The 22222-nt window shown below is 42.0% G+C and carries 17 protein-coding genes and 2 pseudogenes; all 19 read right to left on the bottom strand.

Annotation, left to right across the window (positions count from 1 at the left end):
- Positions 1–3729, bottom strand: a 3729-nt coding sequence (locus tag RM368_RS17130; RefSeq protein ID WP_322695168.1) for an amino acid adenylation domain-containing protein, incomplete at its 3' end; no start/stop codon positions are given.
- 162 nt (positions 3730–3891) lie between these two features.
- Entirely contained in the window at positions 3892–4800 is a 909-nt protein-coding gene (locus RM368_RS17125) for a chlorinating enzyme (RefSeq protein ID WP_322695167.1), read from the bottom strand.
- 79 nt (positions 4801–4879) lie between these two features.
- Positions 4880–11302 (bottom strand): non-ribosomal peptide synthetase, encoded by a 6423-nt coding sequence (locus tag RM368_RS17120; RefSeq protein WP_322695166.1) that lies wholly within the window; start codon positions 11300–11302, stop codon positions 4880–4882.
- A gap of 54 nt (positions 11303–11356) precedes the next feature.
- A complete protein-coding gene (locus RM368_RS17115) occupies positions 11357–11887 on the bottom strand; it encodes an aspartyl/asparaginyl beta-hydroxylase domain-containing protein (RefSeq protein WP_322695165.1) in 531 nt (176 codons plus the stop codon).
- Positions 11888–12209: 322 nt separating this feature from the next.
- Positions 12210–12473, bottom strand: a pseudogene (locus tag RM368_RS38780) (IS4 family transposase); the annotation flags it as partial.
- 12 nt (positions 12474–12485) lie between these two features.
- A pseudogene (locus tag RM368_RS17110) lies at positions 12486–13133 on the bottom strand (DUF1822 family protein); the annotation flags it as partial.
- A 21-nt stretch (positions 13134–13154) separates the two neighbouring features.
- The gene (locus tag RM368_RS17105; protein WP_322695164.1) at positions 13155–14594 is read right to left on the bottom strand and encodes a hypothetical protein; all 1440 of its coding nucleotides are present in this window, start codon (positions 14592–14594) and stop codon (positions 13155–13157) included.
- Positions 14595–15807: 1213 nt separating this feature from the next.
- Positions 15808–15957, bottom strand: coding sequence for an SDR family oxidoreductase (locus RM368_RS17100; RefSeq protein WP_322695163.1), 150 nt, complete (start codon positions 15955–15957; stop codon positions 15808–15810).
- A gap of 5 nt (positions 15958–15962) precedes the next feature.
- Complete coding sequence (locus RM368_RS17095; RefSeq protein ID WP_322695162.1) at positions 15963–16076, bottom strand: SDR family oxidoreductase; 114 nt, start codon at positions 16074–16076, stop codon at positions 15963–15965.
- A gap of 53 nt (positions 16077–16129) precedes the next feature.
- A complete protein-coding gene (locus RM368_RS17090; RefSeq protein WP_322695161.1) occupies positions 16130–16273 on the bottom strand; it encodes a hypothetical protein in 144 nt (47 codons plus the stop codon).
- Between the two features lie 54 nt (positions 16274–16327).
- Positions 16328–16786 carry a RidA family protein gene (locus tag RM368_RS17085; protein WP_322695160.1) on the bottom strand — a complete coding sequence of 153 codons (459 nt, stop codon included), beginning with the start codon at positions 16784–16786 and terminating at the stop codon, positions 16328–16330.
- Entirely contained in the window at positions 16764–17237 is a 474-nt protein-coding gene (locus tag RM368_RS17080) for a cupin domain-containing protein (RefSeq protein WP_322695159.1), read from the bottom strand. The genes RM368_RS17085 and RM368_RS17080 overlap by 23 nt, the downstream gene beginning before the upstream one ends.
- Positions 17238–17385: 148 nt before the next feature.
- A complete protein-coding gene (locus RM368_RS17075; RefSeq protein WP_322695158.1) occupies positions 17386–17706 on the bottom strand; it encodes a salicylate esterase in 321 nt (106 codons plus the stop codon).
- A 206-nt stretch (positions 17707–17912) separates the two neighbouring features.
- Positions 17913–17966 carry a hypothetical protein gene (locus tag RM368_RS17070; RefSeq protein ID WP_281486155.1) on the bottom strand — a complete coding sequence of 18 codons (54 nt, stop codon included), beginning with the start codon at positions 17964–17966 and terminating at the stop codon, positions 17913–17915.
- Positions 17967–17976: 10 nt separating this feature from the next.
- The gene (locus tag RM368_RS17065; RefSeq protein WP_322695157.1) at positions 17977–18504 is read right to left on the bottom strand and encodes an AraC family transcriptional regulator; all 528 of its coding nucleotides are present in this window, start codon (positions 18502–18504) and stop codon (positions 17977–17979) included.
- Between the two features lie 162 nt (positions 18505–18666).
- A complete protein-coding gene (locus RM368_RS17060) occupies positions 18667–19551 on the bottom strand; it encodes an NAD(P)H-binding protein (protein ID WP_322695156.1) in 885 nt (294 codons plus the stop codon).
- 18 nt (positions 19552–19569) lie between these two features.
- A complete protein-coding gene (locus RM368_RS17055; RefSeq protein WP_322695155.1) occupies positions 19570–20025 on the bottom strand; it encodes a nuclear transport factor 2 family protein in 456 nt (151 codons plus the stop codon).
- 98 nt (positions 20026–20123) lie between these two features.
- Complete coding sequence (locus tag RM368_RS17050) at positions 20124–21008, bottom strand: AraC family transcriptional regulator (protein ID WP_322695154.1); 885 nt, start codon at positions 21006–21008, stop codon at positions 20124–20126.
- 138 nt (positions 21009–21146) lie between these two features.
- A complete protein-coding gene (locus RM368_RS17045; protein WP_322695153.1) occupies positions 21147–22112 on the bottom strand; it encodes an MBL fold metallo-hydrolase in 966 nt (321 codons plus the stop codon).
- Positions 22113–22222: the final 110 nt, after the last annotated feature.

Below are 22222 nucleotides of genomic sequence, written 5' to 3'. Positions count from 1 at the left end.
TTCCTTTTGAATAGCTGAAGATTTAGCAAAAGATTGTAGAAATTCACTCCAATCTTTGAAAGATGTTGTTTTATTTTCTAAAATAGGAGATTTATCTTGAATAATTGCAGCAATTACTGCTGCTAAATCTTGTGTAATAATTCGCCAAGAAATACCATCAACAATTAGGTGATGTAAAACAATCAAAAGCCTTGGTGGGCATTCTTCTCCCAGATTTAACCATATTACACGAGCTAGAGGTCCGTTACATAAATCAAGCGATCGCTGCAAGCGCGAAACCTCATCTTTGTAGTCCAACACTTGCTCCACGACTTCAAAAGTAAAAGCCGCTTCGTCTTCAGTATAAAATTGTCGCCAAATTCCTTCTTCCTTTTGAAAACGCAATTTAAATATATCGTGATGGGCTGCAACCACTCTCACCGCTGCCGCAATTATCTCTGGTTTCAGAGATTTGCTTACTTCCAATAACAAAGTTTGATTCCAATGATGAGGATTTGGCACTTCAAGTTCAAAAAACCATTTTTGAATCGGACTTAGAGGCGCTTCACCAAAAGCTTTCTCTTGATTACTTGTTTGTAAACATAGTATTTTTGCTTGTTGAGCAAGTAGTTTGACTGTCTGTTGTTTAAAGATGTCTTTTGGCGTTAATTCCCAACCTTGACGGCGTATTTCAGTGACTACTTTCAAAGCCAAAATCGAATCACCGCCAAGCTCAAAAAAATTATCTTCTACACCGACAAGATTAATTCCTAAAACTTGCTCCCAAACCTGACAAATTATCTTTTCAGCAGGTGTTTGACCAGGCGCGATCGCGCGTTCAGCGCTATGATGATTCCAATCAGGTGCAGGTAATGCTTTGCGGTTAATTTTACCTTGAGCGGTTAGAGGCATAGCATCTAGGAATATAAACGCCGCCGGAATCATATAGTCGGGTAAACGCTCTTTCAAAACAGCACGCAATTGACTTTGATCTAGCGGCTGACTACGAATAACAATATAAGCAACCAGACGCTTATCTTCGGTGTTTTCCGAGTGGGTTACAACCACAGCCTCTGCAACTTCCGGTAGCCCAGCCAACGCGGCTTCAATTTCACCAAGCTCAATACGGAAACCACGTACTTTCACTTGTTCGTCCCTGCGTCCGAGATACTCCAAATCCCCATTAGGTAAACGTCGGGCGATATCCCCCGTACAATATAACCTAGCTCCCGGTTTTTTGCTGTAGGGATCGGGTATAAATCTTTGCACAGTTAATTTGGCTCGGTTGAGATATCCTCTAGATACACCCATCCCACCAACATAAATTTCCCCTGGAACGCCAATCGGTGTCGGTTCTAATCCCTCATCCAGCACGTAGAGCGATAAATCTGGGATAGGTTTACCAATGACACTACCGCGATTTTGTTCGATATCCGCCAAGGAAATGGGGCGGTAAGTAACATGGACGGTAGTTTCAGTGATCCCGTACATATTAATTAGACGCGGGTTTTCGTCGCCGTAGCGCTCTATCCAAGGGCGCAAGCTTTGTAATTCCAAAGCTTCGCCACCGAAAATCACCGCCCGCAAATTGAGCTTATCCTCAGTTTCCCTGTTAGCACGAATCAACGAGCGGAAAGCAGAAGGAGTTTGATTGAGAATAGTTACACCTTCGTTCAACAATAAAGCCCGAAAAGTTTCAGGAGAACGACTTTCCAAGTAAGGAACCACCACCAGTTTTCCACCATAAACCAAAGCGCCCCAAATTTCCCACACAGAAAAATCGAAAGCGTAGGAGTGGAACAGCGTCCAGACATCGTTTTCGTTAAATTCAAACCAAGGTTCTGTACTCTGCATGAGTCGAGTGACGTTGCCGTGAGTCACAACACAACCTTTCGGTTTTCCCGTAGAGCCACTAGTATAAATAATATAAGCTGCTTGAGCAGGAAATATGCGATCGCATCCTCCCATATCTTCATCTAGTGAAAACTCAATCTTGTCAACAACCACCACTTGGGCCTTAGTTGGGGGAACAGATGCAAGCAAAGCTTCTTCCGTCAGCAACAGAGCAATATTGCTGTCTTCTACAATATCAATAATGCGCTCGGCTGGATAAGCAGGGTCAAGAGGTACATAAGTTCCGCCTGCCTTTAAAACAGCGAGTAGGGAGACGATTAACTCCTCGTTACGCTCCTGGTAAATACCTACTCGAACTTCACAACAAACACCTTGGCGACGCAGAAAATTTGCCAACCTGTCAGAGCGTTGGTCTAATTCTCGATAAGTTAATGTTGTTCCTGATGCTGTGACGGCGATTCTGTTGGGATAGGTGGCGACACTCTTGGCAAACAACTCAACTAAATTTGTTTCTTCGCAGTTGATGGAGTTGGATGCATCACTCAACTCTAAAAGTTTCTGACGTTCTCTTGGGGTTAACAAAGAAAGGGAATTAATGCAAACATCAGGATTACTGACAACGGCAGCAAGCAATTGCTGATAATGTTTTAGTATTCGGCGTGCTGTCTCTTCCTTAAAAAGGTCAGTATTGTATTCTAGCGTTAGCAGCCAACCTGCTGTAGAAGCTTCCAGGATGAGAGTAAGGTCAAATTTCGCTCCACCATTTTCCAGATGTATCGGATTGACCTTGAGTCCTGGCAAGCGAATCTCACCCAAAGGTGCATTTTGCAGCACAAATAAAGTTTGAAAAATTGGCGAGCGACTGGGGTCGCGTTTTGCTGATAATTTCTCTACGAGAGTTTCAAAAGGCACATCTTGATTGGCATAAGCATCAAGGCAAGTTCGGGAAATTCGCCCTAAAAATTCGCGGAAAGAAGGTTTTCCAGAGAGGTCGCCACGTAGGGCAAGAGTGTTGACAAAATAACCAATGAGGTTATTTAGTTCGCTTTGTCGGCGATTAGCGATCGCGCTACCAACGATAATATCAGTTTGATTGGAATAACGATACAGTAAGACTTGATAAACAGCCAATGCTGCCATGAAAAAAGTAGCACCTTCTTGCTTTGCTAATTCTTCTAGAGAATTAGTAAGTGCTAAAGGCAGATGTTCGCGCACCATTGCCCCATTATAAGTTTGTTGTATCGGGCGCGAGTAATCTAAAGGCAAATCAATCGCTGGAGGTAAATCTGCAAGGTCTTTTTCCCAGTTAGCGAGTTGTTTTTTTATTCCATCTTCTTGCAGCCAATTTTCTTGCCATTCAGCATAATCACCGTATTGAATTGGTAACTCCGGTAAAGATATTTCTTCTTCTTGAAGGTATGCAGTGTAAAGTTGGGTGAGTTCCTGAACAAAAACCCCTAAAGACCAACCATCGCTAACAATATGATGCATATTTACAAACAAAATATGCTCTTGTGGTTGAATTTTGTACAATATGGCTCGAATTAGGGGGCCTGTCACCAAGTCAAAAGGTTTGCAAGACTCTGCGGCTAATTTTTCTTTAATAACTTCTTCTATATCTCCTACAGAAGATTCAATAACCCTCTGTTCTAAATGAAATACCATTTCGTCATGAACTAATTGCATGGGCTCGCCATTTTCTGTGGCAAATGTTGTTCGCAAAATTTCATGGCGATTAACTATTGTTTGAAAAACTTTCTCTAGAATTTTTTGGTTGAGTTCGCCAGAAAATCGCAATCCAATAGGGATATTGTAAGCAATATTTCCAGGCTGAATTATCTCTTGATACCAAAGTCTTTTTTGAGGGCGAGAAAGAGGAAAAACGTAGACTTCCATGATTTTAAGGAATTATTTTATAATTGAGAATTGCTAGAGACGCGATTAATCGCGTCTCTATTGTTTCTTCAGATGATGTTTGAAAAATATTGTTATTAACACCAAAACCTGATAAACCTAATCTCCCTCGACCTTACAACTTTCCAAACAACCTCTTATAGATTACATTGGTGCTGGAAACTTCACGCCTAAATTGTTTTCAGTTCTAAACCGATTGTGGTTGTATTTGTCAACTCCAGAGACTAAGACACACCCATAGTTTGATAAGTCGAAATGTCCACCGTGTTCGATGAAATCAGTTTGGTTGGGATAGACCTTCACATGTGTAGGGACATATCTTGAGTTCATGCCAAATCTGGTTGAGCGTTTGGTTGTATTTGGATATGAACCATGCATACAACGGGCTGTGAAAATAACTGCTTCTCCAGGTTTCATTTCCATCGCCAAAGCTTTAGATTCATCTGGTTCCCAATTTGGATCGACTTTGAATTCTGAATAGTTATATCCAAAAAAGGTTGATTCTGATGCGATTGGATCGTATATTTTATTTCGACCTGTTTTGGGAGTTTTAGACTCATCAAAGTACCATTCTTTGTGGGAACCAGGCATAAACTTTAGACAACCATTTTCTTTGGTAGCGTCAGTCAGGGCAATCCAAACAGTCAGTTCCATAGGAGTGTTTTCATCTTGTTCGGTGGGTACAAGTTGGTCGTTTCCTGTGGTGTATTTAAAAGTTTCAACCTGATGCCACTCTGTACCTTTACTGCCTGGGTATTTAGGGAAAAACTCTGTACGCCAACAAACAATATCTCGCCCAATAATCGCCTGTAGTCTTCGGACAATTTCTGGATGGGCAATGTGTTGACTCAGTGTCGATATATCGAAGTGTCTGTCATAGTTGACATGGTTATCATATAAAGCTTTACTTCTGTCTAAACTTTTGGCACGCACTTCTTTCAAAATTTCTTTTGCTTGCTCAGGCTCATATACTTTAAAAGGGCCGAGAAAGCCATTTTTTTCAAATAAGTCTACTTCTTTATCGATTTGGATAGTGTTTATTACATTCTGCATATTTTTGCACCTTTTTTGTTGAGTAGTGAGTTCCCAATTTATTCAATAAGTTGGGAATCCGGGAATATTTGGCGTTTACCTACTTAGCAATTAGCGAACCATCATTACTCAAGTTCACAGTTCGTCTGTTGCGGCTGGATCGGGGAATATTTGTGGTAGTCTCATTTGGTTGGGATGCAGCAATTAAACGTGCTAGTGCTTCCGGGGTACCGTTGTAGAAAACCTCTGGTAAGGGAAGCTCGGTTTTATAAATTTCTCGCAAGCGAGTTACCAGTTGTGTAACGCTGATAGAATCTCCGCCAATATCAAAGAAGTCGTCCATGACTCCAACTCGTTCCAACCCCAATATGTCAGCCATGAACGAGCAGACATCTGCTTCTATGTTGTTCCGAGGTGCAACGTAAGGTTGTATAGCTCGCGTCCAATCAGGTGCAGGTAATGCTGCTGAGTCAACTTTTCCGTGAACCGTCAAAGGAATAGTGTCAATCGGTATAAGTGCTGCTGGCAGCATATAATCTGGCAGTCTGGCTTGGAGGAAATCGCGCAAAAATATTACCAAGTCTTCTTTTTCATCGGATACAAAATAACCAACAATACGAGTATTTCCATCAAATTCTGTGCGAACGGTAGCAAATGCGGCTTTAACTTGTGGGTGACTGGCCATAACTGTTTCAATTTCACCAAGCTCAATTCGGAAACCACGTATTTTCACTTGATGGTCTGAGCGTCCGAGATACTCTACCTCGCCATCAGGAAGACGACGTGCTAAATCTCCACTACGGTAAAGACGGCTACCAGGAGTCTTGGCGAAGACATCAGGAATAAATCGCTGTGCGCTCAGGCGAGGATGATGCAGATACCCCCGCGTTACTCCTGCACCGCCAACGTATAATTCTCCAGAAACTCCAACAGGAAGTGGTTCGAGATACTCATCTAGAATGTAAAGTTTGACATCTGGAATCGGTTGACCGATAACGCTACCTCGATTCGAGTTAATATCGGCTTGACTAATCGGACGATAAGTCACGTGTACGGTGGTTTCAGTGATACCGTACATATTCACCAATTGCGGTTTTTGGTCGCCATAGCGATCAAACCACGGTTGCAGACTTTGCAGTTCAAGGCTCTCTCCACCGAAAATTACGTAACGCAAAGCTAGTTGTTTTGGTTCTCCCTCATCTGCTTGTACTAGTTGTTTAAAGGCGGAGGGTGTTTGGTTCAAAACAGTAACTTTCTCAGATTGGATTAGCTGTAAAAAGTCTTGCGGTGAACGACTTGTCCAATAGGGAACAACTGCAACTCTACCGCCATAAAGCAGCGCACCCCAGATTTCCCACACTGAAAAATCGAAGGCGTAGGAATGGAACATAGTCCAAACATCCTCGCTGTTAAATTCAAACCACTCTTGCGTTGCTTTAAGCAAACGGATGACGTTGCCGTGAGTGACAATACATCCTTTGGGTGTGCCTGTGGAACCACTAGTATAAATTACATAGGCGGGATGGTCTGGTAATATTGTGATTGCAACTGGTTGTTGGCTGTATGAATCTAGTTCAGAAACGATATCTTCCAGAACAACTATTTCGGTTTGACAGGAGGAAACTTGAGAAAAAGCTTCTTTTTCAGTTATAAGTAGAGAAATTCCACTGTCGCTTAAGAGAAAATCAATACGTTCAGAGGGATAACTGGGATCGATGGGAACATAGGCTCCGCCAGCTTTGAGAATGGCAAGGATGGATACCACCAATTCTTCAGAACGATTCAAACAAAGCCCGACTAAAGTTTCTGTGCCAACACCTTTACTTTGGAGGTAATGCGCCAGACAATTTGATTTTGCTTCTAATTCGGCATAATTTAAAGTTACGTCCTGGAAACTAACGGCAGCTTTTTCTGAATATTGGGCAGCAGCTTTGGTAAAGGCAGAAACAAGGCTTTCTTGGGATATATGACTTTCACTATCAACGTTTGCAGCCAAAAGCCAGTTTTTCTGTTCTTCATCCGACATTAAAGATTGACTGTGGAACGGCGCAAGGGGGTTGGTAGCCAGAGATGAAAGAGCAGTTTGATAATACTTGCCATATTGCTCAACCTGTGAGCTATCGAACTGGTTTGCGTCATATAGCAATTTCAATTCCAGCGAAGAACTACCAGGGATAAGGGAGAATTTGGCCACGAAGGGAAAGTCTAATTCTTCAGAGTGATATAAGTTAAGAAATTCAATTTGAGGTAAATCGAGAATGCCTTCGTAAATGTGGAAATGGTCGTAGTGGAAGCCTACCTCAAATAACGGACGTTTTTGAGTCAGGCGTTGCATTTCCAAAAGAGGAAATTGTCGATAAGGAATAATTTCATTTTCGGCACGAAATACAGCTTGTATTAAATCCAACCAACTACTAGGATGTAACTCCATCCGAAAAGGAATGGTATTGACAAACAAACCAAGTAAATTTTCACCGTCGTTAATTTCTGGACGAGCATCAGAAATATTGCCAGTAACGACATTATTTTGTCCGGTTAAGAAAGAAAGAACGCGCAGATGTGCTGCTAATAACGCTGTTTTTAGTGGAACTCCAACGCTTTTTGCCACTGCACGCAAATTATTCGTTACCTTGTCATCAATCGGAATTTCTAAGCGTTCAACTTTGTGTGCAGATTTGTGTTCGCTGGCAACTTGTTTGATTCGTGGTAAGGTACTGACTTCTAAACCATCCAACCGATTTTCCCAGAATTGACGCATCTCTTCGGAGGCGATCGCATTTTGTTCTTGGATGATAAAGTCTTTGTAAGTGTTGGCAGATATGGTTAGTTGTTCTGTTGGTAATCCTTCAAAATGTTCCAGATAACACCGCAACAATTGTGTCATCAAGGTTGCTACACTCCAACCATCCACGATAACGTGGTGACAACTGAAACTTAAACTCACGCGATCATCAGAGAGACGGTGGATTGTCAGGCGGAATAAGGGAGCAAGCTGGACATCAAAGGGGCGAGCTTTTTCCGATTCAATCCATTCTTTAACCTGATAGTCAGCCTTTACTCCTAAATCACGCAGATCGTAAACAGCTAAAGGTAATTCGATTTCTCGATGAACGATTTGCAGAGGTTGGCTGTATCCCGTCCAGTGGAAGGAAGTTCGTAACGTGGGATGGATGCGACAGATGTCAGCTAAGGCTTTTTTCCAAGCTTCTTCCAAATAGGGAAGGCGCAACTCAAAGCTGAATATTGCGTGGTAAATAGCTGAGTCCGGATGCATTTCTTTGTGGTACAGAATTCCACTTTGTAAATTAGAAAGTGGATAAGCATCTTCTGCATTTTCTGGTAAGCGCTTGCTGTCTTCTTCTGAAATCAGATTGAAAGCAGGGGAATGAGTTAAAGCAGCAGGTGCAATTGATTCTTTGTCAGCAGCAAGTTCACGAATAGTAGGAGTTTCGTAGATATTTCTCATGGCCAGGGAAATACCTTCCTTTCTGGCTGCTGCAACTATTTGCAAAGCCAGAATCGAATCACAGCCGATTTCAAATAAGTTATCATCAATACCGACTCGTTCCAGTCCTAGTACTTCCGCCACAATTGTACAAAGTTTCTCCTCCCAGGCATCACCAGGAGCTACATATTGCTCTTCTACCCGCAACAAATTCCAGTCTGGCAATGGCAGAAGTTTAGCGTTAATCTTACCGTGAACTGTGAGAGGAAAGGCATCTAAATTTATATATGCCGATGCAACCATGTAATCAGGAACTCTGCTTGCTAGGTGCTGGCGTAACTCATTCGCCGTGGGGTTGGATTCCCCAGCAACATAATAGGCAACAAGACGTTTATCTTCTGATTCTTCATCCTCATGGATGGTTACAAAGGCTTCACGTACTTGAGGATGGGATGTCAAGGCTGCCTGTATCTCGCCTAGCTCAATGCGGAAACCTCGGATTTTCACCTGCTCATCTATGCGACAAAGATATTCAATATCACCATTAATTAAGCGACGCCCCAAGTCGCCACTGCGGTAAATTCTCCCATTTTCAAAAGGATTGGGCAGGAAACGTTCGGCAGTCAGAGCGGGGCGATTCAAGTATCCACTAGTAACCCCTGCACCAGCCACATAAATCTCCCCTGGCTCACCCTCTGCAACTAATTCAAGTTCTTCATTAAGCAAGTATATGTTGAGGTTGGGAATTGTCTCACCAATTAAACTACCACTGTTGCCGATAACATCACTGAGAAGAATCGGACGATAGGTAACATGCACGGTGGTTTCTGTAATCCCGTACATATTAACTAAACTTGGCAATTTGTCACCGTATCGCTCAAACCAAGGGAGTAGAGTTTGTAGATTTAATGCTTCACCGCCAAAAATTACGTAGCGCAATGCCAATTTGCTCCCACTGGCCTCATCTGCGTGAATCAGTTGGTAGAAAGCAGAAGGTGTTTGGTTAAGTACGGTGACTTTTTCCGTTGCTAGAAAGTTGCGGAAGGCTTCAGGAGAGCGACTCAACCAGAATGGCACAATAATTGCTTTCCCGCCATAGAGCAATGCTCCCCACAATTCCCAGACGGAAAAATCGAAAGCAAAGGAGTGAAAAACAGTCCAGATATCTTCTTGATTGAAGCCATACCAAGATTCTGTAGAACCCATCAAGTGGATGAGATTAGCATGGGTTACTACACAGCCTTTAGGAGTACCAGTTGAACCACTGGTATAGATGATATATGCAGGAATTGCTGGGTGAAGCGAGATTTGCAAAGGGGTATCTGGCTGCTTTGTCACTTCATCCGCGATCGACTCAAGGGTAAATGCTTTTACTTTCTCGTTACTTAATTGAGCTAAAATTGATTCTTCTGCTATCAGTAAATAAATTCCGCTATCTTTCAGTATAAATTGCAGCCGAGAAGAAGGATATTTCGGGTCTAAAGGAACATAAGTAGCACCTGCTTTCAGTACGGCAAGGATAGCAATCACCATGTTTTCAGAACGCTCTAGACACAATCCCACTCGCGTTTCTGGTTTTACCCCTGTGCTTCGCAAATAATGAGCAAGACGGTTGGCGCGTGCATCTAGTTCGGCGTATGTCAGGGTAACATTTTCAAATTGGACTGCTTGACGGTGGGGATAAGTTCTGGCAATATTTTCAAATACTGAAACCAGGGTTTGCGATTCTTCTAGTTTTTTCATGTCCGAAAGCTCGGTTTCTGGAATACTTGTTTCTGCAAAAGAGAGGATAGATTTGTCGAAATGCTCTAAAGCTACATCAAAAAACTTTTGGAAGTGGGAAACCATCTCATCGATAGTTGCAGAATCCAAATAGGAAAGGTTGAAGTCGAAATCGATTTTGACATCTCTTGTCCGATCGAACTCACGAACATAGATAATTAGCGGTAGTTTCTGTTCGCCACTGTAGAGGGGAGTGCAAGTTGTTTGAGTATTACACCAAGTTTCGCTGTAGTCGTGTTTTTCGTAAGAGAGAATAATGTCATAAAGAGACTCGTTACTAGAGCAATTCAAAGCCGGAATTCGCTTCATCTCTCCGACGGGGAAGCGTTGGTGGCGATAGTCTTGTCGTAATAGAGAGCGTACTTTTTCCATAAGCTCGCTTAAGGTTTCATCGCCATTAAATTCAACGCGAAACGGTAACATACTAACAAACAGCCCGATCGCTTCCTTATACTCCTTTTTGTTGCGATTTAGGAGAGACACGCCAATAGTCAAATCATTCTTGTCATAGCGCTCAGATAGATAAATCAGCAGTACAGAGATAATAAAATGAAAAACGCTAGAGCGCATTTGTTCGCAAAATGCGTTAACTCGGTCGTATTTATCGCGGGTGATATAGATTTCCCGACGAATTCCTTGAAGTTTTAGCGGTGCAATTTCTGGAAAAATTTTCGGCGAAAACCCACCTAGACGCTGACTCCAATAATTACTATCACTGACAAATAGTTTCGACTGAAGATATTCAGATTCCTCTTGAAGATAATTGATTAAATAAAAATCTTTTTCTATTTTTTGAGCTTCATTAAAAATATTACTTTTTATCAGATTGTAGGTGTTAATCATTTCCCTAAAGAAGATAGACGTGCCCCATCCATCAGTGATGATATGATGATACTTACCATAAACAATGTGTTCTTCATCGCTGAGGCGAATAATTTTTAAATAAAATAGTGAAGAATTTTCTCCAAACTTAAAAGGCTTGCTGAAATCCTTTTTAATATATTGTTCTGCACGCTCTTGGCTATCTCTATAATTGGAAAAATCAACTAGTGGAAATTTTTCATCTTGGGGTGGCGCTATCGTTTGTAACGGCTTGCCTTCATATTCATAAATACGAATACGTAATGCAGCATTGTTGCGGACTAACAGATTCAGAGAAAACCTGCAACATTCAATATCAAAAGGGCCGAGAGTCTTTGCAACCGCACCGATATTCCAGTGTGAACCTTCAGACCACATCATTTGGTCAATATAAAAATCACGCTGATTGGTAGATAATGGGAAATTTGTACTCATTTTGAAATAATCTCCTCAATTACTGCAATGCTACAAATCTAATTTGTCAAGAATTTACCCTACCTCCAACCCCCTCTTCTGTTCTTTGTGAGGAAGCTGAGAAATAGGTTTTTCAAAGTCAAGTAGCAACACAATTCTGACGAGATTGCTTTGATTCCAAGCTTCATGCTCAAATGTATCGTCAAAAATCATACACTTGCCTTGTGACCAAGTTTTCGTTTGATTGCCAACTCTGATACCACAGCTATCAGGAACAAATAAACCCAAATGACAGCGAAGTACAGTTGATGAGTCTCCTACATGAGGAGCAATATGAGTTCCTGGTGCTAGCGAAGAGAAACCAGCTGTAGTAACTCCAGGGATAGATTCTACTAATTTTGTTGTTTCTGGACATAAACTACAGTTATAGTCTAATTTTTTGCCAAAAGAATATAAGCCAAATACCTCCCAGCCTTTTTTATACAAATACTTTTCCGGCCAGGGCATAAAATCTGCTTTTTGTAGCTGGGTTAATTCTTCTTTGATAACCAGCCAGTTGGATTCCAGATTTTTTGTAAATTTAAAGTCACCACTGTCGTAAAACATTTGTTCTTCCCAATTTACTTTTAGATGAGAATAAATATATTCTCGGAAATAATCCTCTTGAAGTAGGCTTTTTTATATAAATCTCTTCATTTGACAGCTTGCTTAATTACTTATAGGTATCAGTAAAATCAACTTATGCAGTTTTATCCCAAAGCAAGCAGATAGTGCAGTAACGAAATGGGAGATTGGTAAAAGAACGTATGATTGATTGAGACAGGATATGGGGTATGGGGTGTGGTGAGAATTTTGGCATTTTCACCACACCCGACACCTTAACATCAGTAATAGGCTAAGAAAACTGCGCGTTTGTCAAACTGGGTAGAGGAAAACGTGATAAATCTAGATTCGGGAGAGGCTTTCGCAGTGCTTTGACCGCACCTAAATCTTGGTTTTCTATTTCTGTAAAATACTTGACTGTATCTGTAGCTTTGCCTTTGTTATAGGCAATGTTCAAATGATATAAACCCCGATAAACTATCTCTAAATAAATCCAGACAAAAGGTAAAGATAATTCATCTGCAACTGCCTTAACTAAGACAGCAGAAAATAGCCAAGTAGCCAATACTTGTAACTTCACAACATTAATATAACTAGAGACATCCTGTAACCATTGACTTAATTGAGTTCTAGTTTGATTGAAAGATGTTTGTAAAGGCAACGAAGTATTTGTTGCAGATGAAGCAACAGGTAAATATATAGCTGACGGTTGCAAAAAACGACAATAGAATAACAAGTGATTTGGTTCTGGATCGAATAAAGAAAACGGTAACTGATAACAACCGTTAGATGAGAGTTGCAAATCGAATCTTTGAAGATAATTCATTAGTTGGTTGTAATCCAGAAACCCTCTAAAAATCGCTTGTTCTTGCTCCTCTAACACCTCAAACAGTACATAAAAATCAGCCCTTGCTTGCTGTTGCTCGATCGCATACTGAGAAATATTTACCACTTCATCAAGTAAATTTTCTGTAGCAATTACACAAATTTTAAATTCCCCAACACAGAGATGACCAACAGTACCAATTGCATTGAGATTTTGATGAATTACTTGATTTAGTATTCGTTTACTCAACCATTCTTTAAAACTAAGTAGCGCCAGTACATTTAGATATGTTTGCCAAGAGAGTGCTTCACTAGTTACTTTGGCACTAATCTTTGTTGCCTGCTGGAAATGCTCTAGTTCCAGTTCTATGACTTCTGGCTGCAAAAGTCTAAAATCAATGGAATTAATTGGAAAATCAATCATGACTTGACTCCATTTATACATTTAGGTATGTTGTTCTAAGTAAAGACGAAGTTGCCGAGCATATAAACTGTTCATTTCCCGATTCTTCCCGACTCTAATTTCTTCTAAAGCTTCTTGGAAGATTTCTTGGTCGGCAAAAGCTTCAATTTGTTCAACCAAAGTTTTGAGATATTCTGGTTCGGGGATAGTTTTGGTTAAGCCCATACTTCGACCTTTTTCTAATGTTCTATCGAGCATCTGTTGCACTGTCAGTTGCCGAACATTGTTAAGAATGTCGCCAGGATTCAATATTCTTCTAGCTTGATCCCAACTAGTCATTCCTAATAGGGGTACAATCTCTTTAAGAGATAATTTTTGAGCGTAATATAGTTGTAAGCCAGGAAGAAGTTTTTGAGCGAAAACTGCATACTTTTTGCTTTTTTTCAATTGAGAAATGCGAACAAGTATTTCTTGTTCTATTGTCTGAACCAAAGCAACCTGAAGTTGTTGATGCAAAAATTCCAAAAAATCTTGCTGTTCTAACTGTTCTATATCTAATTCGTTAAGGAAATCATGAGGTAAATCTTGTCTGAGGATATCGCTTCCAGTATCAGGGTCGCGGATCTCCAAAGGTTCTCTGTAACTCCAAATATCATACTGTCTTAGCTGGATTGCTATTTGTTTGAGTTCTTCAAGTAACTCAGTGGTATCGTTAATAGCAAGTTTTTGTTCGCTAGCGAGAGTTAGTATTTCTTGAAGTTGAGCAAAAGTAGGATCGGGACATTTTATGGCTCCTTTTTGTCGGTACTGACGCCTGTCTCGACGATAGACTGCATGAAAAATTTCTACTAGGTGGCGATCGCGCACTGATAAACATTTAATTTGTTTATCTCTGGCTCGATTTAAAAGTGCCCAATCACTCAATTTTTGAAAACCAAATTCTGATAAAAAATCTTTGATTTCGGGATTTTGTTTAGTTTGCAAATATGCCCAATTGTCTAAACTCATGTTATTGGATGTGGGCTGAAATGTTCGCAAAACTTCAACACTAAAAAATTTGTAAGAGGTTATCTGAAATTCACCTTTGCAATTCAATTGAAGTTGAGTTTTGCGATCGCTATTAAGAATGATTGGAGTTTGACCATCATCGTTGAGAACGTAGGGCAGTAAATCCAGGTAGGAAAAAGATTTTTCCCCACCGAACAAACTGTCAATTTTTTTGCAAGCTTTGAGGATAGGGTAAGAAACAGCGCACCTCAGACAAAATCCGGCTTTCGCACTACCTGTAAAATTCGCAGAATTTTGATTATGAAATAGTAATAATAAATCCACTTGAATGTCGCTATTTTCAGAAGTGAATGGACGATCGATCTCCTCAAATTGCTTATGAAAAAAATCTTGTGCTTGAGGAACTAAATGGTAATCATATCCAGCTTTTTCACTGGCAGGATTAATTCGACAAATTTCCCAGTATTTTGACATAGTATTGTTTTTCATCTCTCTTCACCAAATAATAAGTTAGCCAATCACACAACATCTTCAAACTGGCAGGGCAAAAGCACAGATTTTATAAAACTCTTGCTGTATAAAGATATTGATGAAAAAATAGTTTCAATCATCGATACCTTAGCCAATTTACGAGGCTTGGGAATAGGGTTTAGCTGAGTGAATACGACCTAAAGGGCGTTGTAGAACAGTGGGATGAATTGGGGCAACCTGTTCTTAGACTGACATTGCAGGAAGGGAATTTTGCAAGTTACTAAATCATCCTGCAACTATGCAACGCCACCTAAAAAAGTGAGTTTGTCGAAAATCTTGGTCAATACAATAGGCTCAGGTTTTTGAGCTAAACATTTGATCGTTTCGTGGACATTCACTAGAAAACAGAATTACATAAGTGTGAACTAAAGTTTTGAGGTTGGTTTTCAGCAGAACGACCATGTTTAAAAGGCAGGCAAATCCTTTATGAAGATCAATACCTTAGCCAATTTATGAGGCTTGGGAATAGGGTTTAGCTGAGTGAATACGACCTAAAGGGCGTTGTAGAACAGTGGGATGAATTGGGGCAAGCTGTTCTTAGGCTGGCATTGCAGGAGAGGAATTTTGCAAGTTACTAAATCATCCTGCAACTATACAACGCCACTTAAAGAAGTGAGTTTGTAGAAAATCTTAGTCAATAAAATAAGCTCAGATTTTTGAGCTAAACATTTTATCGTTTAGTGGACAGTCAAAAAACTATTCAGTAAAACTACTTGACAACTAGATTATAGCGAAGTTAAAAAAAATTTTACTTTTTGTTGTCAGTAACAGCATAGTTGTTTTTCTTAAATTATAAAAACTGTCTAAAAGTAGATTATGAATTCATCCATAAGAAAGATGATAAGACAGCCTATTTAAGAGTTTGGTCATCGTTGGATGAGTTAAAACTCCATCGTGCAAAACGGTGTAGGGCATTTGAGCTTGCATCATCACCAAATGAACCTCGTTTGGTGTTAGTTTTATTTGAAATTTCACTGCTAGGCGCGTCCTGCCACAATAATCTTTTCTGCTAGACCGACCGGATTAGAAACTATCACCTCATGACCACCCGGCATTTGTACGAGCCGAAATAGTTCCAAGCAGCTAAACTCTCTGCCAAGGAATTATTCCTTGCTCCTGAGAGTTGCTAATACTATGAACATGATGGTTTTGCCTTTTAGCTTGTTGTGTATCCACCATTGATCGCCACAGGTTGTCCAGTGATGTAGCTAGCAGCATCAGAACATAGAAAAACCACCACTTGAGCAATTTCTTCTACCTGACCCATCTGCTCCATTGGAACCATAGATGCTAAATTATCAGCCATGTCCTCTACCCATTGGTTACGCGATTCGTAATCTCAGTCACAATATAGCCGAGATTCACCGCGTTGATCCGGATGCCCTGTTTGGCATAGTCGAGAGCAGCCGATCGCGTCAGCCCCATGACTCCATTTTTACTGGCATTTTCAGGAGAGAACCCTTGAAACTGAAACCCAACTAAACTCCCTGGAAACCGTGCTCAGGATGGCGTGGATGATTGCCCTGAAAGTTAGGTGCAAAACAGGCTAAAAACGCTTCCAGGTCATGGGCATTCTGTGCTTTTTGCAGTCGCTCTATCACAATGCGCTGTTTAGATTTCATGATTTCTCCTTTGTTACCAATGCGATCGCTCTAACATGGATAACGAGCAGTGGGTCACTTAAGTGCTGCTGTTGCCTCAATCTCAACCAATGTTTCTTTTGAGGCAAGTGAGGCAACGCCGATGCCAGTAACAGCGGGGCGCGATTCTGCCAGAAATTGCACGAGAATTGGTGCGATCGCCTCCATATGTTCTCCAAGTTCACCCCGGACATAGATGCGAAGGTGAAGCAAATTCTCTACAGAACTCCCCGCTGCATCCAAGACGATGGTTAGGTTAGTCAGCGCATTCCTGAGTTGACCCTCGACAGTATGGGAGGATACTTGATGGTTTGCATCCCAGTCAACTTGACCAGAAATGTAAACGATACCGCATCGGGTATCGATAACAGCATGGGACAGTCCGTGCGGTCTGCCATCATAACGTTGTGGCGGATTGATCAGTTGCTTTCTCATGGTGTCTATTGTGTAGGAAAGAGCGTTGTAATCTAATTCACGCGATGAATTCGATGCCATACTTGGGGCCTGCTGCCAAAACTCGCTCGATCGCTTCTGGGGTGGCTGGGCGTGATGAAGCCTCTGGGTCGTCTACTGGAACACCGACTTCGGCAAAGTATTTCTCAATTCCCGCAGGCATATACCAAACCAACATCTTGGCGCGTTGGTTTGTGAGGTTTTTAAAGGTATGCAGGTGTCCCTTCGGCGAATATAAGAAGGTTCCAGGAGTAGCAATCACAATTTGATCGCCGAGTTGAAACTCCAGTTCGCCCTCTTGGATATAGAACGCTTCATCTTCTCGATGGTGAATGTGTGGCGGCGGCCCGATTTCAGGATCAACTTGCAACTCGACGAGCGTGTATTGTCCATTGGTATCTTCGCCCACTGCCTTGAAGGTAAGAATATCTCCTACAACTGAGAGGGAATGTCCTTGACCTGGCTTGAGCAATAGTTCACGAGAGGTAGTCATTGTATTTCTCCTAATAGTTCAACAGTTAGTCAGGATTGAGTCTTTGCTGATTGCTGTTCAATGTATCTAAAGTGTAGTGAGTCGAAGTACCTGATTTCTTTCAGATTCTTACAATGATTTGTCAGATGCCTGTGATGAACTTTCGCGGCTAGTCGCGCCCTGCGACAATAATCTTTTCTGCTAGACCGATAGGATTAGAAAACATCACCTCATGACCACCCGGCATTTGCACGAGCCGAAATAGCCCCAAGCGACCAGACATCCTGGGATGACAGCCCCACTCACCTTGGGGCAATGCAGTGTCTTCAGTACAGTAGAGGTAACTCTTGGGAATGGACAGCGAGTAAAACTGCTTCAGGTCTAATTTGTCAATAAACGGTTGATACGGTTCAGGTGACAATTGTGTATAACTCGATTTCGCTAGATCGAGGTCAGCACCGAACACCACTAAGAAAATCAACGACTGCATTTTCAGCTAGTAGGTTTACCCAAGGAAAGGATATCCTTTTGGGTCTGTGCTAGATTAAGTGGCAAAAGTATGAAGCAGTTGTATATTGCTCTATATGCGGTGCTGTCTGTATTGGATTTTCCTAGTTGTATCTATATAAAGTGTATTGAGTTCCGATGCTTGACTTCTTTCAGATTCTTACGGCACTTTATCAGATTCTTATGAACTTAGCGAACCTGCCTTGGAGTCATTCCAGTGATTCGCTTAAACTGTTGGGTCAAATGGCTTTGACTAGAGAAACCGACTTGTAAAGCGATGTCTGCGGTAAGCGAAGCTATCCCGAAGGGTTATCGCTAAATCTGTTTTCTTCAGCATCAATTTTGCTTGTTCCACCCGCTGTTGAATCACATACTGATGCGGTGAAATTCCCATTGCTTGTTTGAACAAACTGGCAAAGTAAGTTGGGCTGATATTGATGACGCTTGCGAGTTCAGCTAATGACAAATCTCGATTCAGGTAAGTGTGAATATAATCGATCGCTTGCTGCAACTGGGCGTGAGTTAAACTTCTGTTTTCAGGTGTAATGATGTGTGCCGACTTAGCATAATGTCGCAACAGATGAACGACTAATACATTCGTCAGTGATTCGACATACAATCGCCCCATCATGCCACCCGATCGCACCTCAGTTAAAAGCAGCATGGCAATATGCTGAAGATTTAAGTCCTGTTGACCCAGATGGTTCATGAGGTTGAGCCGCGCTGTATCGATTTCAGACGCTTGGGCAACTTGCCTGACCAGATTCGGCTGTAATACCATTTCACGAAATTTTTGATACAAATCACTTTTCTTGCCTCCCCTGCTCCCCCTGCCTGCCATCTGTATCAATTTTAAGGTGAAACGGTATGTGTAAGATTTAACTCTAATTCTTCTACTTAATTGTTTGTTACATACTTATAAATTTTCCTCATGACTTACTTATTAAGTCAGAATATGTTTGAGTAGTTTGTCGGTTACAAATTGCTTAAATCGAGTTGGCGTAACTGCTTCAGGTGTTCGTGGCGTCGCATAGATGCCATCAGGATTACCAAGGGCACGAAACAGATTCCCTAACTCTCGTTGAACATCCGTTGTCGCTCCAGTCAATGCAAGTTGCTGCTGGATTGATTCAACCGTCACCTGAACATATTCAATTGAACGATTCAGCACTTGCGAGACAACAGCAGTGGTTTCAAGGAGCGTTAGATTTTCTGGCCCCATTAGATTGCGAGTCCATTGTCCTGCCCAGCGGTTATCAAGTAAATATTTTGCAGCTTCATCACCGATGTCATCTGTACTAATCCAGGGAATATCATGATCGCTGGCATAGGAAAAATATACGGCGTTGCTTTGCTGAATAAACTTGAGTTGTCCTAGAAAATTCTCCATGAAATAGCCAGGACGCAAATGCAGCACATTCGAGTAAGTTTGATTGAAGATCGATTCAACGGTTCCAACGAATGTAACTGTACCCAAATCTGACCCTGCACCTGCACCCAGGCCAGAAATATTGACAACTCGTTTAATATCGTTCTCACGCACTGCTCTAGCTCCAGTCATTGCTGTCTGAATGTACCAGTCGCGTAAACTAGGTGCATCAAGTTTTGGTGGAGTTAGCCAAAACAAAGCATCTGCATTTTGGGTTGCCTCGATCAACCCTTGGGTATCATCGCTGCTGATTGGCTTCACCGTGGCACCCACAGACACTAAATCAGCTAATTTCTCTGGATGTCGTGTTAAAAGAATGGTTTCGGCTCCAGTCTGGACAACTTTCTCTGCGGTACGTCGTCCAATATTGCCGGAGGCGGCAGCAATCACAATTTTCATACTTTTCTCTGTCTTGGATTACTCTGCACTATCTACATTGAAAGATTGGCGCAAATTTTGTGTGCCACCCCATGCCTCAAGAGCGGCAACAGGATTCCAGTATTCGCGGTAGTGAACGATCTTGCCTTCCTTAGTTTCCAGTCGCATTACATAATTTTGTTGATAGTGACGACCTGTGGCGACAATGACGGCTTCTCCATGAACCTCAGCAAATAGAATATTCGGGTTTGACGTTGGGTAAGCACGAATATTTGTAAATACCAAATCTTGCATCTGTGCTGGTACGTCTTTCATGTAGTTATAAATGGCTTGTTTGCCTTCTAATCGTCCTGGTGTAGTGGAAGCATATGGAAATTCAACCACTGCATTTTCGGCAAATAAATTTACCCAAGCTTGAACATCCTTGCCCACAAGTGCCAAATGAGCTGCAAAAGCTTGTGTCGTCTGTTGCTCTATATCTGGTGCTGGCTGCATTGGATTCTCCTTGTCCTATCTGTTTGGAGTGTACTGAGTTCCAATGCTCAACTTCTTTCAGATTCTTATAACAGTTTGTCAGATTCTTATGGTGTTTGTTAGCGAACTTGCTTTGGTGTTATCCCGGTGAGGCGTTTAAACTGTTGTGTCAAATGACTTTGACTGGAGAAACCGACTTGTAAGGCAATGTCTGCGATCGCTAAATCTGTTTTCTTCAGCATGAATTTTGCCTGTTCCACTCGCTGCTGAATCACATACTGATGCGGTGAAATTCCTATCGCTTGCTTGAATAAACTCGCGAAGTAAGTGGGGCTGATATTGACGACGCTTGCCAGTTCAGCTAGCGATAAATCTCGATTCAGATGAGCGTGAACATAATCAATTGCCCGTTGCAACTGAGTACGAGTTAAGTTTCTGCCTTCAAACGTAATGGGTTGCGTCAAGGTTGAATAGTGTCGCAGCAGATGAATGACCAAGATTTGGGTCAATGATTCAACATAAAGCCGTCCCATTACACCGCCTGACTGCAACTCAGCTAAAAGCAGCATGGCGATATTGTGCAATTGCAGGTCATGCTTAGAAAAACAGTCGATCAGGTCGATCCGATCGCTATTGAAATTCGATGTTTCAGCAACTTGCGCGATCAACTCTGGTTTTAAGTGAATATGCAGCGGAGCACAAATGACACCCTCGTGCCGATGCCAGTAACTCGATTGTCCAGCCGGAACAAGGATAGTGTCCCCCTTTTGAATGGCTGACTTATGCAGGCGATCGTCACGTTTCTGGATTAAAGGAGCAGGGTGTCCCAGATGTAAGTTGAGCCAATGATCGGCTAGGGCAGGAAGTTCTATTTCAAAAGATGACGAAGAACCGTTGCACTGCTCAACCAAAACCCCGTTCCAGTTCATCTGCCGACTGGATAACGCCGGAGCTTTATTCAATCGCTGGCTGAGGTCGAGCGAGCTAATCAGGTTGCTTGTCATAAACCTTGTTCTTAGAACTCAACAGATTGATTTGTCTCAATTTTCTAGATTATCATGTTAGAGTGACTCAACAGGCGAATTACAGGGTTTTTCACACCCTGCAAATGCGGCAGGTTGCAATGCTTCAGGCTCTCTGAGTTAGGGTTCACGCCATCGGTAATCCACTGGCACCCAGACATAGCCTCGATCTGCTGCACGGAGATGCCCAACACCTGGAAACGGCAAATGGGCGCCTGCTACCAAGAGCCGTGATGCATCCGCTCTGGCAAACTGTTTTTTTCGTTGTGCAGCAGCAGCATCTTTATCGACATCATAAGCAACTGTGATTTCTGGTTTTGGGAATTGCACTGAGGCAAAGTGAACAATATCGCCCCAAAACTCGATGCTCTCGCCTCTGCTTTTCACCACATAGCAGCTATGACCAGGCGTGTGTCCGGGCGTGGGATACGTGGTGATTCCCGGTAAAATAGCCGTCTTGCCAGAAAACGATTTCAGCTTGCCTGCATCTAAATAAGGTTTGACGGTTTTCGCGGCTTCGTCAAAATATTTTTCAGCAACGTTCGATCGCTTTGCATTAGTACGATCGAGCCAGAAATCAACATCAGGTTTGCCAACATAGATCGTGGCGGTGGGAAATATCAGTTTACCCCCTTCGACTAAACCACCGCTGTGATCGGTATGAATATGGGTCAGGAGGATTGCATCAATCTCGCTAGGGGCATAACCTGCTGCCTTCAGCGATGTCTGAAGTTTGCCGCCTAACTTTGGCCCAAAGAAGTTCCCTGCTCCCGTATCTACTAGCACTTGTTGATCTCCAGTGTCGATCAGGAAAGCATTAATGGATGCTTCGACAGGATTGGTCAGAAAGCTTTTCTGGAGAAGGCGATCGGTTTGTGCTGGGTTCGTATTAGACAGAAGCGTATGGAGATCCTGGGGTAATGTACCGTCGCTCAGTGCTGTAATTGTGAAATCCCCTAACTTGAATGGATAGACACCTGGCACTTGAGCCTTTGCACTTTTGGCTGGTGCTATCGTTGGAAAGATACAAGAGGTCGCAATCATCAGCACTGCGGTTGCAACAGCTATCATCAGTCTAGAAAGCATATTAGAACCCTTTCAGTGGTAATTAAAGCTGAATCGAGGCTGATTAAATGCCTCTAACTTCATCTACTCAAAGTGTATAAAGTTTGAATACTTGGCTTCTTTCAGATTCT

The organism is Nostoc sp. DedSLP03 (assembly GCF_034530815.1).
Taxonomy (GTDB): Bacteria; Cyanobacteriota; Cyanobacteriia; order Cyanobacteriales; family Nostocaceae; genus Nostoc.
The sequence above is the reverse complement of the archived record's forward strand: the minus strand, read 5'-3'. Positions and strand labels throughout refer to the sequence as shown.

Excerpts from the sequence above, each read along its gene's own strand:
- RM368_RS17125 (WP_322695167.1), bottom strand. The coding sequence starts at position 4,800 with ATGCAGAATGTAATAAACACTATCCAAATCGATAAAGAAGTAGACTTA.
- RM368_RS17120 (WP_322695166.1), bottom strand. The coding sequence starts at position 11,302 with ATGAGTACAAATTTCCCATTATCTACCAATCAGCGTGATTTTTATATT.
- RM368_RS17115 (WP_322695165.1), bottom strand. The coding sequence starts at position 11,887 with ATGTTTTACGACAGTGGTGACTTTAAATTTACAAAAAATCTGGAATCC.
- RM368_RS17105 (WP_322695164.1), bottom strand. The coding sequence starts at position 14,594 with ATGTCAAAATACTGGGAAATTTGTCGAATTAATCCTGCCAGTGAAAAA.
- RM368_RS17100 (WP_322695163.1), bottom strand. The coding sequence starts at position 15,957 with ATGGCTGATAATTTAGCATCTATGGTTCCAATGGAGCAGATGGGTCAG.
- RM368_RS17095 (WP_322695162.1), bottom strand. The coding sequence starts at position 16,076 with ATGGGGCTGACGCGATCGGCTGCTCTCGACTATGCCAAACAGGGCATC.
- RM368_RS17090 (WP_322695161.1), bottom strand. The coding sequence starts at position 16,273 with ATGAAATCTAAACAGCGCATTGTGATAGAGCGACTGCAAAAAGCACAG.
- RM368_RS17085 (WP_322695160.1), bottom strand. The coding sequence starts at position 16,786 with ATGGCATCGAATTCATCGCGTGAATTAGATTACAACGCTCTTTCCTAC.
- RM368_RS17080 (WP_322695159.1), bottom strand. The coding sequence starts at position 17,237 with ATGACTACCTCTCGTGAACTATTGCTCAAGCCAGGTCAAGGACATTCC.
- RM368_RS17075 (WP_322695158.1), bottom strand. The coding sequence starts at position 17,706 with ATGCAGTCGTTGATTTTCTTAGTGGTGTTCGGTGCTGACCTCGATCTA.
- RM368_RS17065 (WP_322695157.1), bottom strand. The coding sequence starts at position 18,504 with ATGGTATTACAGCCGAATCTGGTCAGGCAAGTTGCCCAAGCGTCTGAA.
- RM368_RS17060 (WP_322695156.1), bottom strand. The coding sequence starts at position 19,551 with ATGAAAATTGTGATTGCTGCCGCCTCCGGCAATATTGGACGACGTACC.
- RM368_RS17055 (WP_322695155.1), bottom strand. The coding sequence starts at position 20,025 with ATGCAGCCAGCACCAGATATAGAGCAACAGACGACACAAGCTTTTGCA.
- RM368_RS17050 (WP_322695154.1), bottom strand. The coding sequence starts at position 21,008 with ATGACAAGCAACCTGATTAGCTCGCTCGACCTCAGCCAGCGATTGAAT.
- RM368_RS17045 (WP_322695153.1), bottom strand. The coding sequence starts at position 22,112 with ATGCTTTCTAGACTGATGATAGCTGTTGCAACCGCAGTGCTGATGATT.